This window comes from Acidovorax sp. GW821-FHT09B03, assembly GCF_059418305.1.
Genome location: NZ_JBWKPP010000022.1, coordinates 68,725 through 82,663, shown reverse-complemented (window position 1 = coordinate 82,663; position 13,939 = coordinate 68,725). Strand labels below are relative to the sequence as shown.

16 protein-coding genes are annotated in these 13,939 nt (G+C 68.3%); 8 read left to right on the top strand and 8 right to left on the bottom strand.

Annotation, left to right across the window (positions count from 1 at the left end; translation table 11 throughout):
- Positions 1–9: 9 nt before the first annotated feature.
- A complete protein-coding gene (locus AC07PA_RS28460; RefSeq protein WP_145699014.1) occupies positions 10–594 on the bottom strand; it encodes a hypothetical protein in 585 nt (194 codons plus the stop codon).
- Between the two features lie 230 nt (positions 595–824).
- Between AC07PA_RS28460 and AC07PA_RS28455 the strand changes: the two genes are divergently transcribed.
- Both AC07PA_RS28455 and AC07PA_RS28450 read left to right on the top strand, forming a co-directional pair.
- Positions 825–1,361 (top strand): pyridoxamine 5'-phosphate oxidase family protein, encoded by a 537-nt coding sequence (locus AC07PA_RS28455; protein ID WP_494607934.1) that lies wholly within the window; start codon positions 825–827, stop codon positions 1,359–1,361.
- A gap of 16 nt (positions 1,362–1,377) precedes the next feature.
- Positions 1,378–2,277, top strand: coding sequence for a YihY/virulence factor BrkB family protein (locus AC07PA_RS28450; RefSeq protein WP_494607935.1), 900 nt, complete (start codon positions 1,378–1,380; stop codon positions 2,275–2,277).
- Positions 2,278–2,342: 65 nt separating this feature from the next.
- Here the strand turns inward: AC07PA_RS28450 and AC07PA_RS28445 are convergent, their stop codons facing one another.
- The 4 genes from AC07PA_RS28445 to AC07PA_RS28430 all read right to left on the bottom strand — a co-directional run bounded on the left by AC07PA_RS28445 (position 2,343) and on the right by AC07PA_RS28430 (position 5,855).
- The gene (locus AC07PA_RS28445) at positions 2,343–2,528 is read right to left on the bottom strand and encodes a CsbD family protein (RefSeq protein WP_494607937.1); all 186 of its coding nucleotides are present in this window, start codon (positions 2,526–2,528) and stop codon (positions 2,343–2,345) included.
- A gap of 116 nt (positions 2,529–2,644) precedes the next feature.
- Positions 2,645–3,064 carry a DUF3703 domain-containing protein gene (locus AC07PA_RS28440; protein WP_494607939.1) on the bottom strand — a complete coding sequence of 140 codons (420 nt, stop codon included), beginning with the start codon at positions 3,062–3,064 and terminating at the stop codon, positions 2,645–2,647.
- On the bottom strand, positions 3,061–3,678 hold the full coding sequence (locus AC07PA_RS28435; RefSeq protein WP_494607941.1) for a hypothetical protein: 618 nt from the start codon (positions 3,676–3,678) through the stop codon (positions 3,061–3,063). The genes AC07PA_RS28440 and AC07PA_RS28435 overlap by 4 nt, the downstream gene beginning before the upstream one ends.
- Complete coding sequence (locus AC07PA_RS28430; protein ID WP_494607943.1) at positions 3,675–5,855, bottom strand: heavy metal translocating P-type ATPase; 2,181 nt, start codon at positions 5,853–5,855, stop codon at positions 3,675–3,677. Before AC07PA_RS28430 ends, AC07PA_RS28435 begins: the two co-directional genes overlap by 4 nt.
- Positions 5,856–5,934: 79 nt before the next feature.
- On the opposite strand from AC07PA_RS28430, the gene AC07PA_RS28425 reads away from it, so the two are divergent.
- From AC07PA_RS28425 to AC07PA_RS28410, 4 genes are all read left to right on the top strand, one after another.
- Entirely contained in the window at positions 5,935–6,396 is a 462-nt protein-coding gene (locus AC07PA_RS28425; protein ID WP_494607945.1) for a MerR family transcriptional regulator, read from the top strand.
- 35 nt (positions 6,397–6,431) lie between these two features.
- Complete coding sequence (locus AC07PA_RS28420; RefSeq protein WP_145699007.1) at positions 6,432–7,037, top strand: TetR/AcrR family transcriptional regulator; 606 nt, start codon at positions 6,432–6,434, stop codon at positions 7,035–7,037.
- Positions 7,038–7,122: 85 nt separating this feature from the next.
- Positions 7,123–8,124 (top strand): NADP-dependent oxidoreductase, encoded by a 1,002-nt coding sequence (locus tag AC07PA_RS28415; RefSeq protein ID WP_494607947.1) that lies wholly within the window; start codon positions 7,123–7,125, stop codon positions 8,122–8,124.
- Between the two features lie 29 nt (positions 8,125–8,153).
- On the top strand, positions 8,154–8,861 hold the full coding sequence (locus AC07PA_RS28410) for an SDR family oxidoreductase (protein WP_494607949.1): 708 nt from the start codon (positions 8,154–8,156) through the stop codon (positions 8,859–8,861).
- A gap of 229 nt (positions 8,862–9,090) precedes the next feature.
- On the opposite strand, the gene AC07PA_RS28405 is transcribed toward AC07PA_RS28410, so the two are convergent.
- Both AC07PA_RS28405 and AC07PA_RS28400 read right to left on the bottom strand, forming a co-directional pair.
- The gene (locus tag AC07PA_RS28405) at positions 9,091–10,755 is read right to left on the bottom strand and encodes a bluetail domain-containing putative surface protein (RefSeq protein ID WP_494607951.1); all 1,665 of its coding nucleotides are present in this window, start codon (positions 10,753–10,755) and stop codon (positions 9,091–9,093) included.
- A 192-nt stretch (positions 10,756–10,947) separates the two neighbouring features.
- Positions 10,948–11,409 carry a winged helix-turn-helix transcriptional regulator gene (locus AC07PA_RS28400; protein WP_145699004.1) on the bottom strand — a complete coding sequence of 154 codons (462 nt, stop codon included), beginning with the start codon at positions 11,407–11,409 and terminating at the stop codon, positions 10,948–10,950.
- Between the two features lie 123 nt (positions 11,410–11,532).
- On the opposite strand from AC07PA_RS28400, the gene AC07PA_RS28395 reads away from it, so the two are divergent.
- Positions 11,533–12,267, top strand: a complete 735-nt coding sequence (locus tag AC07PA_RS28395; RefSeq protein ID WP_494607953.1) for an SDR family oxidoreductase — start codon at positions 11,533–11,535, stop codon at positions 12,265–12,267.
- Positions 12,268–12,319: 52 nt separating this feature from the next.
- Complete coding sequence (locus tag AC07PA_RS28390; protein WP_494607955.1) at positions 12,320–12,934, top strand: 2-hydroxychromene-2-carboxylate isomerase; 615 nt, start codon at positions 12,320–12,322, stop codon at positions 12,932–12,934.
- A gap of 6 nt (positions 12,935–12,940) precedes the next feature.
- Here the strand turns inward: AC07PA_RS28390 and AC07PA_RS28385 are convergent, their stop codons facing one another.
- Entirely contained in the window at positions 12,941–13,933 is a 993-nt protein-coding gene (locus tag AC07PA_RS28385; RefSeq protein WP_494607957.1) for a Bug family tripartite tricarboxylate transporter substrate binding protein, read from the bottom strand.
- Between the last annotated feature and the right edge of the window lie 6 nt (positions 13,934–13,939).

The window sequence follows — 13,939 nt, the reverse complement described above, 5'->3', positions numbered from 1 at the left end:
GACTGAGTCCTAGTTCTTGCCGGGCGGGGGAGGGGGCAGTTGCAGCGCGGCCAGCGCATTGCTCAGCTCACTTCGCCGGCGCAGGGCTTCTTCTTCCCGGATGGGCGCGTTGGCGCGCTGGTGCTGCTCGCGTGCGTTGTTGCGCCGGCTCTTCATCTCGGCGTCGAGGGCGATGCGCTCGTTGAGGAATTCGCCGTACCCGACCTGGCCGGTGTACAGGCGCGACAGCAGCACGGTGAAGCGCGAGTTCTCCTCTTCCACGATGTCAGCATAGGCGGGCGGCGCGTTCTTCAGGCGGAACTCCGCACCCGCGTTCACGCAGTCCTTGCGCAGGCCTGCCCACGACTGGATGGCTTGCTTTTCGTCCCCCACCGTCGCGACCTCGGTGCTCGAGCGCAGCGCCAGGGGTGCCGCCTCGGGCTGCGCGATGCTGCCGACCCGGGGCTTGAGCGTGGCCAGGCTGGCGTGGCTGTCCAGTGCCGCAAGGCAGATGGCCGTAGGATCTTCGGCCGCCGTGCGCTGGGTGGGTGCGGGACCGGTGCCACTGCACCCGGCGAAGCCAAGGCAGGCAACGGCAAAACAAAGGGCTTTCATTTTCTTGCCTCTCTTTCAAACGGTGTTTTTTTCCACTCTAACCAGATCGCCTGCCGAGGTGGGTACAAGCGCCCGTAGACGCGCTGTCGGCCTACAAGGGTGCGCAGCGGCAGGTGCGCCCGATGGGCCCATGTCGTGTTGGATGGCGCGGGCAACGGATCGGCTCCTACACAACGGCCCTGTGCGGTCAGGCCCAATTTCGGCATCCCCATCCCTGCCTGGAGAACGCCGTGGACTCGATCAACCAGAACCAGCCCGAAGACACGCACCAGCACCTGGCGGGCGGCGAGGCAGCCCGGCGCATCCAGGCGATGGCCGAGGATGCCGGGGCCTGCTTCTTCTGCACCAACGCGCCCGGCGGCGACACCAAGGGAACGCGGCCCATGAGCATCGAGAAGGCGGATGGGGCAGGCCACCTGTGGTTCCTGAGCGCATCCGACAGCCACAAGAACCGCGAGATCGAGGCCGACCCCCATGTGCGCATCTTCCTGCAGGGGGCCAAGCACTCGGGCTTTCTGGTGCTGGAAGGCACCGCCACCATCCACCGCGACAAGGCGCTGATCGACGGGCTGTGGAACCCGGTCATGAAGACCTGGTTCACCGCGGGCAAGGACGATCCGCGCATCACAGTGATCGAGGTTGTGCCGGCTTCCGGCTACTACTGGGACAACAAGCATGGCGGCCTGGTGGCGGCCACCAAGATGGTGATCGGCGCTGCCATCGGCAAGACGCTGGACGACTCCATCGAAGGGCAGCTTCGCCCATGACGCGCCCGGCGGCTTTGTGCTGACCGTGGCCATGCAGGGCCTGCGGCAACTGGGCCGGGCATGCATCCGCATGCCGGTGCTGGGCGTGCTGGTCCTGGCGGTGCGCAACTATGTGCTGCACCAGAGCGCCAACCAGGCGGGCAGCCTGGCGTTCTCGTCGCTGCTGGCCATGTTTCCGCTGTTGATCCTGTTGTCCGCCGCTGCCGGCTTCTTCGGCCAGCCCGGCGAGGCCGCGGCACTGGCCGAGCGCGTGGTGGGCTACGCGCCACCGGTGGTGCGCGATGCCATGCAGCCCGTCATCCGCCAGGTGCTCGCGCAGCGCAACGAGGCCTTGCTCACCGTGGGCCTGATCGTGACGCTGTGGACCGGCTCGTCCGGCATGCAGGCCGTGCGCTCGGCGCTGAACCGCTCCTACGGCATCACGCGCGGCCTGCCGTTCTGGAAGGCGCGCATCAAGGCTACGCTGTTCACCGTCATCGTGGGCGCTGGCGTGCTGGCCACCTTCAGCTCGGTGATCATCATGCCGCGCATCTGGCAGTTCGTGGTGTCCAGCGTCGACGGTGCCGACGAGGTGGTCTGGCTGTACGACAGCGTGCGCTACGGCGCGGCCTACATCACGCTGAGCCTGTTGTACGCGCTGCTCTACGGCTGGCTGCCCGACATACGCCAGCGCCTGGGCACGGTGCTGCCCGGCGCCTTCATCGGGGCGGCCCTGTGGGTGGTCGCGGCCGCCACGCTGTCGTACTCGCTGCGCACGGCCGGCAAGCTGGCGCTGGTCTACGGCAGCTTCGCGGGCATCGTGGCCACCCTGGTGTTTCTCTACATCAGCGCGACCACGCTGATCTTTGGCGCGGAAGTCAACGCGGTGCTGCGCGAGAAGAAGCGGGACCCGGCGGCGGTTGAAGACCCCGCTTGACCCCCTGTTCGCATGGTCGCAAGAAAAAAGCGGCCCGCAGGCCGCTTGTTCCGCGCAAGGATCGATCAGATCTTGTCGATGGCCTTCTTCACGGCCTCCTTGGCGTCGCCCACCTGCGCCTGGGTCTTGCCCACGGCCTGGTCGGCCAGGCCCTCGCCTTGCAGCTTGGGGCTGTTGACAACCTTGCCAGCGGCTTCCTTCACCTGGCCCTTGATGTCGGTGGCACGTCCTGCTACTTGGTCCTTGTTCATGGTTCGCTTTCCTTGGTTGGCACCGCGAAACGTGCGGTACCCCAAGGATGGAAGTGCTGCAGGCGCCTGGCTGTCGGAGAGCTGCCCATCCGCGCGTCGGGCAGGTCTGCGTCCCTTCACCCTGGGCGGACAGTGGCCCCGATGTCCGCGGCCCGCAGCGCGGCATGGATGCGCGCCGTGGTGTCCGCCGCCGGCACCATGGGCCGCAGTGCTGGCACATGCGCGCGCCCGATGTTGCCGATGGGCAGGCGCTGCAGCAGGTGGCCCAATGGCACCAGCGCCAGGCGCAGCACCTGGCCAAGCACCTCGCGCCCGTCGCGCAGCTGCAGGGCGTAGCGCAGCATGGCGGTGTGCGAGCGCCAGTGCAGGCCCAGCCGGGTCTGGCCCAGCACGTGGGCCGCCTCCAGCCACTGCCAGCGTGCGGCCGGCGGCTCGCCCGCGCTGGCCTCGAAGCGGGCCAGGAGATGATCGAATGCCGGACGCTGCAACGCGGGTGCGGGTACAGGTACGGGCGCCAGCGGTGGCGGGCCGCTCATGCGGCTGTCCCGCGGCCTTGCGCGTGGGCATGGCCGCGCGCAAGCTGCCGCCAGCGCCGCTGCCGGTGGAGGTAGAACACCCAGGCAAATGCGGCGCTGAGCGGTGTCATCAGCCACGGCAAATGGCGCGCACGCACGAACACCTCGTCGGTGTAGCAGGTGCGCTCGGGCGTGCCAGGTGTGCCGGGCAGGCTGTGCACGGTGATGCGGTGGTCCCACGCGCGCATGAGCTGGCCTGTGCCGTTGTCGCGCAGCAGCGGCCAGGCGCGGGGGATGCCGTCGCAGGCGTGCACGCTGATGCGCGCGGTCTGCCGGCCCATGGGCACGAGGCCGAAGAGCGCGAAGCGCAGCTCCGTGTCGCCGAGCGGCCAGTGCGCGGGCCAGGGACCTTGCATGGTGCCAAAGCGCAGCAGCGGCGCGGTGATATGGCGAAACAGCGCTGTGGTCTGCAGCTGCGCAGCCACCCAGTCGGCCGGGGCGGGCAGGGTGGTGGTGAGGCACACGCGCAGGCTGCCGGGCGGGCGCTGCAGGGTGGAGGCGGGCGGGCCCATCTCGGCGGTGCCGAGGGCGGCGGGCACGGCGGCCTGCGGGTCGGTGGGGTGGCGGTCGGTCATGCGGTTGTCTTTTCCGCTGTGGCGGTGCCGCCCTCGGGCCGCAGCATGCGCAGGCCGTTGGCCACCACCAGCAGGCTGGCGCCCATGTCGGCGAACACCGCCATCCACATGGTGGCCTGGCCGGCCAGCGCCAGGCCGAAGAACACGGCCTTGATGCCCAGCGCCAGCGTGATGTTCTGCACCAGCACCCGGTGCGTGCGGCGAGACAGGCGCACCGTCTCGGCCACGCGGCGCAGGTCGTCGTTCATGATCACCACGTCGGCCGTCTCCATGGCCACATCGGTGCCGGCCGCGCCCATGGCAAAGCCGATGTCGGCCTTGGCCAGCGCGGGGGCGTCGTTGATGCCGTCGCCCGCCATGGCCGTCATGCCGTGCTTGTGCTGCAGGGCGGCGATGGCGGCGAGCTTGTGCTCGGGCAGCAGGCTGGCCTGTACTTCGGCAATGCCGGCTTCCCTGGCGGCGGCCTGGGCGGCGGCGGCATGGTCCCCGGTCAGCATCACGGGCACTACGCCCAGGGCCTTGAGGTCGGCCACGGCCTGCACGGCCTGCGGGCGCAGGGTGTCGGCCACGGCGAACAGGGCGCGCACGGCATCGGCGTCGGCCAGCAGGGTCACGCTGCGGCCCAGGGCCTCGTGCTCTGCGGCGGCGGCCTCGACGGCGTCGGTCCACAGCTGGCGCTCCTGCATCAGGCGGCGGTTGCCCAACTGCCACGTGCTGCCGGCAATGCGGCCCTGCACGCCGCGCCCGGCCAGGGCGGTGAAGTCCTCCACCGCAGGCAGGTCGGCGCCTGCGGCGTCCCCCAGGCCGGCCGCGATGGCTTTCGATACCGGGTGGTCCGAGTGGCCCGCCAGCGCGCGCGCCACGTCGGTGGCAGCATCGTCGCCAAACTGCGCCTGGCCCACCAGAACGGGTTTGCCGGCGGTGATGGTGCCGGTCTTGTCGAAGGCAACGGCGCGGATGCCGCGCGCCTGCTCCAGCCAGGCACCGCCCTTGACCAGGATGCCGCGGCGCGCCGCCGCGGCCAGGCCGCTGACCACCGTGACGGGCGTGGAGATCACCAGCGCACACGGGCAGGCAATCACCAGCAGCACCAGTGCGCGGTAGATGGCATCAAGCCAGCCCCAGCCCAGCAGCAATGGTGCGCCCACGGCCACCACCACCGCCAGCACGAAGACGGCGGGGGTGTAGATGGCAGCAAACCGGTCCACGAAGCGCTGCGTGGGCGCGCGGCTGGCCTGGGCCTCTTCCACCGCGCGGATGATGCGGTCCAGCGTTGTGTTGCCGGCGGCGGAGGTCACCTGCATCAGCAACTCGGCCTGGGCATTCAGCGTGCCGGCGTAGAGCTTGTCGCCGGGCACCTTGTCCACGGCCAGGCTTTCGCCGGTGACGCTGGATTCGTCCACCGCGCCGCGCCCGGTGGTCACCGTGCCGTCCAGCGGCACGCGGCCACCGGGGCGCACGCGCAGCGTGGCGCCCAGCGCCACCTCGGCCGCGGGCACGCTGCGCCACTGGCCATTGGCTTGCTGCACATCGGCCTGCTCCGGGCTCAGCGCCAGCAGCGAACCGATGGCGTTGCGCGCGCGGCCCACGGCACCTTCCTCGATGCGCTCGGCCAGGGCGTACAAGGCCATCACCATGGCCGCCTCGGGCCACTGGCCGATGGCGAAGGCGCCCGTGACGGCCACAGCCATCAAGGTGTTGATGCCCAGTTGCCCGCGCAGCAGCGATTTCAGGCCGGCTTTGTAGATGCCCAGGCCCGCCAGCAAGATGGCCACCGCCGCCAGCGCCATGCCGCCGTAGTGCCACACCGGCGTGTCCGGGCCCAGCAGGTGCGCCAGCTCGGCGCCCGTGGCCGCCGCCAGCGATGCGCCGATGCGGCCCCAGCCGGGCAGGGCGCCGTGGTCGTGGCCTGCATGCTCGTCTGCACCACCCTGGCTGGCGTGGTCGTGGCCTGTGTGGTCATGGGCGCCGCCGTGCGTGTGGTCATGCGGCGCTGCGGATGCCTTGACCGGCGCGGCATTGGCAGAGCAACTGCCATCGGGCGCGCAGCAGGACACATTGACCTGCAGCGGGCGGCGCGGGGTAGATGCCCGGGGCAGGGGCAGGGCCACCGCCACGGGCGCGGAGGGCTCTGGCGGTCCCTGCGGATGGGTGTGTCGGCTCGATTCCGTGGTCATGGTCTTTTCCTTTGCGGGGGCGGATGTCGATCCGCCATGCCATGATTGGAATCCTTGAAGTCACTTGAAGGTCAAGCGCATGCCAACAGACATAGCAAGGTTACGCATCGGCGAGGCCGCCCAGCGCTCGGGCGTCTCCACCGCCAACATCCGCTACTACGAGAAAGAGGCCTTGCTCGCCGCCGGCCCGCGCAGCGAAAGCAGCTACCGCCTGTACAGCGATGCCGACATCCACCAACTGCGCTTCATCCGCCTGTGCCGCGCCATGGACATGTCGCTCGACGAGGTGCGCACGCTGCTGGCGCTGGACCGGGACAGCGCCGCCGCTGACCACACTGCCTGCGACACGCTGGACGAGCACCTGAGCCACGTGCGCATCCGCCTGCAGGAGTTGAAGACCCTGGAGCGCGACCTGATCGCGCTGCGCCGCCGCTGCGATGGCACCGACGGGCACTGCCATGTGATCGAGGCGCTGCACGAGCGTGCTGATGCCGAGCCCGTGGCGCCGCCGGGGCCGGCGCCGGCCAAGCGGCATGTGTGAGCAGGGCTGCCTTGCGCCTTGCATCCTAAAATTGTATGATATGCATCATGCGAAATAGCAAGACCACTGCCAGAAGCGCTGCCAAGGAGGCCACGCACGAGCGCATCGTGTCCGTGGCGGCCCGCGCCATTCGCCGCAGTGGCTACGACGGGACCGGGGTCGCGGACATCATGAAGGAGGCGGGCCTCACGCATGGCGCCTTCTACGCCCATTTCGATTCGCGTGAGGCCATGCTGGCCGAAGCGGCGGCGAAGGCCTGCGCGGAGTCCGCAGCCGCTGCCGCCGAGGTGGTGGCCAGCGTGCCGCCGGGCACGGCCCTGGCGTCCATGCTGGGCAGCTATCTCTCCCGGGGGCATGTGGAACAGGTGGAGTTGGGATGCCCCCTGGCCGCGCTGGGCTCCGAAACCATGCGCCAGGCCCCCGAGGTGCGGCGGGTCGCTACCCGGCACATCAAGGAAATGGTCGATCTGATCGCCCGCCAGTCCCCGGACTGGGGGCAACCCGGCGCCCACGAGCGCGCGCTGGCCACCGTGGCCACCATGGTGGGGGCCTTGCTGCTGGCGCGTGCGGTGGATGAGCCTGCGCTGTCGGACGGCCTGCGCGAAGCGGCGCTCAAGCACCTGGCGCCTTCCGCACCCTGAACCGCCCGTGCAGGCCGTGCGCTTTTTTTTTGCCTTTTAATATGATGATCGTCATTCGAAATTTGCCCGCCCGCAAGGAGACCCCATGAAAGCCTTCATTCTTGAGCGCTACGGCAAACAGCGCGCATTGCGCCTGGCCGACCTGCCCCGGCCCGAACTGCGCGATGACGAGGTGCTGGTGGAGGTGCATGCGGCGGGCGTGAATCTGCTGGATGCCAAGATCCGCAACGGAGAGTTCAAGCCCATCCTGCCCTACCGCTTGCCCCTCGTCTTGGGCCACGACGTGGCCGGGGTGGTGGTGCAGGTCGGCCCCCAGGTGCGCCAGTTCAAGATCGGCGACGAGGTCTATGCCCGGGCGGACGATTTCCGCATCGGCACCTTTGCCGAGTTTGTGCCGGTCAGGGAGTCCTCGCTGGCGCCCAAGCCCCGTGGACTTTCCATGGTCGAGGCGGCCTCCATCCCCCTGGTGGGACTCACCGCCTGGCAGGCCCTGGTGGAGCAGGGCGGGCTCCGGCGGGGGCAGAAGGTCTTCATCCAGGCTGGCTCCGGCGGGGTGGGCAGCTTTGCCATCCAGCTGGCCAAACACCTGGGTGCCAGTGTCGCGACCACCGCAGGCGCGGCCAGTGCCCTGGCCATGCACAAGCTGGGAGCCGACCTCGCCATCGACTACCGCACGCAGGACTTCGAGGCCCTGCTGCGCGGCTACGACCTGGTCCTGCACAGCCAGGATGGCAAGGCGCTCGAAAAATCCCTGCGCGTGCTCAAGCCGGGTGGCAAGCTCATTTCCATCTCGGGCCCGCCGGACCCTGCATTCGCCAAGGGCAGCAGGGCGCCCGGCATCGTGCGGCTGCTGCTGCGCCTGCTCAGCGCGGGCGTGCGGCGGCGGGCACAAGGCCTGGGCATTGGCTATTCCTTCCTTTTCATGCGGGCCGAGGGCAGTCAACTGCGTGAAATCACCCGCCTCATGGACGCCGGAACCATCCGCCCGGTGGTCGACAAGGTGTTTCCCTTCGAGGCCACCAACGAGGCCCTGGCGTATGTCGAATCCGGCCGTGCCAAAGGCAAGGTCGTCATCCAGCTCAAGTGAGCCCCTTTGCATCCACCCCTGGAGTTACCATGAAGATTGAAAACGCTGTTGTCCTTGTCACCGGTGCCAATCGCGGCATCGGCCTGGCCTTTGCCCGCGAGTTGCTCGCCCGCGGTGCGCGCAAGGTCTACGCCGGCGCGCGCGATCCCGCCAGCATCACCCCCCAGGCCGGGGTACAGGCCCTGCGGCTGGACGTCAACAACCCCGGCGACGTGGCCGCGGCCGCAGCACTGGCGCAGGACGTCACCCTGGTCATCAACAATGCCGGCATCGCCCAGCCCGGCGGCTTTCTCGCGCCCGACAGCGAGGAGGTCATGCGGCGCATCTTCGAGACCAATGTCTTCGGCGTGCTGCGCGTGAGCCAGGCCTTCGCCCCCGTTCTTGCGGCCAACGGCGGCGGCGCCTTGCTCAATGTGCTGTCGGTGGCCTCCTGGGTGAATGGCGGCGAGCTGGCCGCCTACTCGGCCAGCAAGTCGGCTGCCTGGTCGCTGACCAATGCCCTGCGCAACGAGCTCGCAGCGCAGAAAACGCAGGTGCTGGGACTGCACATGGCCTATGTCGACACCGACCTCACACGCGGCTTCGACGTGCCCAAGACCAGTCCCGAGCAGATCGTCAAGCGGGCGCTGAACGGGCTGGAATCGGGTCTGGATGAAGTGCTGGCCGATGAGCTCACCCAGCACGTCAAGATCGGGCTGACGGCGCCCCGGCCAAGCTACCTGCCCCAGGTAGCCTGAGTCTGGAGCCAGGCTCGCTGCTGAGTGCCGTGGTGCGACCACCGCAGCACATCTAGCTGTCGAACCCCACCGGTCCCGTCGGCGTGCGGTTCACATAGCCGCACCGCCACAGCCGAAACTCGTCCGGCCCGTCGAACTCGACCATGCCGTCATCGGGTCGGTGCGGCCAGGCCAGGTAGAGCGACGAGACCGCGAGCCGGGATATCTCCTCGGCCCAGTTCAGCGCTCCCTACACCACCCCCCAATCCCCATCCCCCAGCGCCGACACTCCGTTCAATCGGACCAGGCTGTCATGGCTGCCCAACGCCGCCGTGGCGTCGTTCACCAAGATGTAGGTGTCGCCGCCATAGCCAAAAGCAATGGCCTTGTTCGCACCTGCCGTGCTGGCAGCCAGTGTGGCGGCGTCCAACAGGGAGGTGGACGCGGCGATGCTGGCCAGCTGCAAGGTACTGGGCGTGGCCTTGGCCGTTGGCATGGTGGCGGCCAGGCGCAATTGGTCGGTGCCGCTCGCAAAGTCGGTCACCTCAATGGCCAAGCGGCGCAGCGCGGCCGCATTGTCCAGGCCCTGGGCCGCGCTGGTGGGGCCGGCCAGGCCGGTGAGGGCGAGTACGTCCGCGCCAGCGCCCAGGGTGATGCTGTGGGCATTGCGGGCGCCGATGGTGATGGTGTCTGCCCCGTCACCCGCGTCGATGGCCGCGCGCGCGCCAGAGGCGTCGTTCACCGTGATCCGGTCTGCCGCAATGCCGCCGATGATGCCGATGGGCGTGGCGCCCGTGGTGGCGAACGTGAGGTCCAGCGGTGCCTGGAGGTAGGCGGCATGGATCACCTCCACCTGGGCGCCGGTGATGGTGGTGTTGAGGGCCTGGTTGCCGTAGAGCATGATCTCCTTGGTCGCCCCCGCCGTGATCTTTGCGCTGTTGACCGTGGTGGCGGCCACGCTGCCGGGCATGCTGGCGATGCGCAGGGCGAACATATCGGGCACGATGAGTTCGTCGGCCCCCGTCGCATCGACCAGCGCAAGATTCACCGGCGCAGTTCTGTCCGCAGGGGGCTTGAAGAGCACCGTGAGAGCCGTGCCGGCCAGCGAGTTCTGGATGCCTGCCAGCGCCTCGCTGGTCACCCCGGTGAAGGTGGCGCTGCCGCCCGGGGCCGCGTCGAGCCACAGCCCCCTGATCTCGGGCGACTTCTCCGCACCGAACTGCGCCCCCGCGCCCGCGGTGATGAACACGGACGAGATGCCGCGCAGGGTGGGCGCCACCTTCTCGCCAGCCGCCAGCGTGGCCTTGAGCACATCGCCCCTGATGCCACTGCCGCCGCTCTGGATGACGTCTGCCGAACCCAGTTGGCCGGGCGTCATGGCCAGAAAGACGTCCTCATACGGTGTGCCCTTCAGCGTGTCGGCATCGCTGGTCAGTTCGAACGTGGCACCCGTGCCCACCGGGTAGCCTCCCGTCGCAAAGCCGACGCTGGCAGGGTTGGTGGAGTACGCATGCGCCGCCGCGATCTTGTCGTTCCAGCGCACCGCGGCGGCCGCGTAGATGGCCAGGTCGCCCGTGGCGCCTTCCAGGCCCGAAAGGATTTGCCCCAGCTGCAGCGCGACGATGCCCAGATTGGTCTTGCCCACCGCGGTCAGGTAGTTCGTCAGTTCGTTTTGCAAGGCGGGGTTGGGCAACAGGCCCATCTTCTCCAGCAGCATGGTCGACAGATAGGCTTCGGGCCAGGGGGAATCGCCATAGCCCTTGCCGAACTCCAGTGCCACCGCCTCGGGCCCCTTCGCTTCTACCGCGGCCACGTGGTATCCATACGAATGCGGCCCATACCACAGCGGCTGCTCCAAGAGCAAACGGCTCAGCATGCTGACGGTGGCGTGTGCGCCGGTTATCTGCAAAGGCATCTTCGACCTCCCGGGGTGATTCTTGTGATGCGCAAAGGCTATCGCATCCGCCTGGCTTTGGAGTGTGTTGGCCGTTCCCCACGTAGCAACTGTTTGCTACAGGGATGGGCCAGGCGGCAGGAGATTGTGCGGGCATGGATATCCCGAACGATCCGCCTTTCGCCGACCGCTGACGCGCCAACACCTCTGCCCTCAAACCATCGGAAATGCCCCAGGCCCTCTCTCCACCGACACATCCCTGGCGCGCAGCTCCGCCTGGCATTCCGAGCAGGTGGTGACCGGGTCGAACAGGTGGCCGCAGCCGGTGTGCCGGTGCAGCAGGGGGCGGCCGGCCTTGCCGGCCATGTGCACGTCGCCCCAGTGCACGATGGCCATGATGACGGGGTGCAGGTCCAGGCCCTTGGGCGTCAGGCGGTACTCATGGCGGACAGGCGCCTCCTGGTAGGCGGCCTTGCGCAGCACGCCGGCCTCCACGAGTTTGGCCAGGCGGTCTGCCAGCATGGGGCGGGAGATGCCCAGGCGCTGCTGGAACTCGTCGAACCGGCGCACGCCGAGAAAGCTGTCGCGCAGCACCAGCATCGTCCAGCGGTCGCCGATCACCGAGACGGTGCGGGCAATCGAGCAATGTTCCTGTTCCAGGTCGTTCCACTTCATGTCCGCAACTCTACCCTTGACGAGTTCAATTTTCAAACTTATCGTGCAGTCAGTTCAAAAAATGAACTAGATGGACACGGGCGCAGTGCCGGTTCCCATCCCTTTGCAACCCCAGGAGACCCCATGGCAGACAGCAGGAAGAAGGCAATTTTGGTCATCGGCGCAGGCGACGCCACGGGCGGCGCCATTGCCCAGCGCTTCGCCCGCGAGGGCTATATCGCCTGCGTGACCCGGCGCAGCGCGGACAAGCTGCAGCCCCTCGTCGACCAGATCCGCGCTGCGGGCGGGGAGGCGCATGGCTTTGGCTCGGATGCGCGCAAGGAGGAGGACATGGTCGCACTCATCGCCAAGATCGAATCGGAGATCGCCCCCATCGAAGTCGCGGTGTTCAACATCGGGGCCAATGTGCGCTTCGGCATCACCGAGACGACCTCGCGCGTGTACTTCAAGGTATGGGAGATGGCCTGCTTCGCCGGCTTCCTGATGGGGCGCGAGGCGGCCAAGGTGATGCTGCCGCGCGGGCGGGGCACCATTCTCTTCACGGGGGCCACGGCCAGCCTGCGCGGCCGCGAGGGTTTTGCGGCGTTTGCGGGCGCAAAGCATGCGCTGCGCGCACTGGCCCAGAGCATGGCCCGGGAGCTGTGGCCCCAGGGCATCCATGTCGCCCACCCGGTGATCGATGGTGCGATCGATACCGAATTCATCCGCAGCAACTTCCCCGAGCGCTACGCCACCAAGGAGCAAGGCGGCATCGTCAGCCCCGAGAGCATTGCCGAGGTGTACTGGCAACTGCACAACCAGCCCCGCGATGCCTGGACCCATGAGACGGAGATTCGCCCATGGATGGAGACCTGGTGACATTCCCCTGAACGCCATTGATCACAAAAAATCCACAAGGAGACAAAGACCCATGAGCAACGTGACAGTGCAATTCCTGTTCGACTTCGGCAGCCCGAACGCCTACCTCAGCCACAAGGTGCTGCCCGCTATCGAGGCCCGCACGGGCGCGACATTCGAGTATGTGCCCGTCCTGCTGGGCGGCCTGTTCAAGCTGGCCAACAACCGCTCGCCGGCTGAGAGCAACGCCGGCATCCCGACCAAGCGGGCTTATGAGCAACGGGAGATGGACCGCTTCGTGCAAAGGCATGGGCTGTCGAAGTTCACGCACAACCCGCACTTTCCGGTGAACACCCTGGCGCTCATGCGCGGCGCGGTCGCGGCCCGCAGGCTGGGCTGTTTCGAGCCGTATGTCGACGCCGTCTACGCCAGCATGTGGGAGCGCGGCAAGAAGATGGACGACCCGCAGGTGATCGCTGCCGAGCTGCACCAGGCCGGACTCGACCCAGCGGCGCTGCTGGCCGCCAGCCAGGAGCCCGAGGTGAAGAATGCCCTGCTGCAGAGCACCCAGGATGCCTTTGCCCGCGGTGCCTTCGGTTCGCCGATCTTCTTCGTGGGGGACGAGATGTTCTTCGGCAAGGACAGGTTGCGCGAGGTGGAGGACGAGATCGTGCGGGCGCGGGGCTAGGGCCGTTTATTCGGGCTGAATGCCCGCCTCCTTGACCACCTTGCCCCACTTGGCCAGGTCCGACCTGATCAGCGCGGCGTACTCCTGCGGCGTGCCGCCTTGGATCTCGATGCCGGCGGCCTCGAGCTTGGCGCGCACGTCTGGAAGCTTCAGGGCCGCGTTGATCTCGGTGTTGAGCCGGGCGACGATGGCCTTGGGCGTGCCGGCCGGGGCCAGGAAGCCGCCGTTGGTGTTGGCGTCGTAGCCCTTGAGACCCTGTTCCTCGGCCGTGGGCACATCCGGCAGGGCGGCGGTGCGCTTGCGCGTGGAGACCGCGATGGCGCGCACATTGCCGGCCTTGACCTGGGCCTGGATGGCGCTGATGGTGTCGATGTACAGCGCAGTGCGCCCGGCCAGCAGGTCGGGGTGGGCGGCGGACGAGCCCTTGTAGGGCACCAGCAGCATCTGCGTGCCGCTGGCCATGCGGAACATCTCGGCCGCCATCTCCTGCGCGCTTCCGCGGCCCGAGGTGGCGATCTTGGCCTGCTCGGGGTTGGCCTTCATCCAGGCGATGAACTCGGGCAGCGTCTTGGCGGGGATCTGCGGGTACATGGCGAACACCAGCGGCACCTCGTGCGTGTAGACGATTGGTTCGAAGCTCTTTTCCGGGTCCCAGCCCAGGTTCTTGAACAGATACTTGTTGATGTTGTGGCTGCCGCCCACGATGCCGATGGTGTAGCCGTCGGGCGGCGCCTTGGCCAGCACGTCGGTGCCCAGGTTGTTCGAGGCGCCGGGCCGGTTGTCTACCACCACCGCCTGGCCCAGCGCTGCCGCGAGCTTGTCGCCCACCACGCGGGCAATGGTGTCGATGGCGCCGCCCGGCGGGGCCGGCACGATGATCTTGATGGCCCGCGCCGGCCAGGCTGCCTGGGCCGATGCCAGCAAGGGCGCCACGGCCAGCATGGCTGCGGCGGCTAGGGCTCCGAGGGGGCGCTTGAACCTGAAAGAAGGGGTCTGCATGCTTGT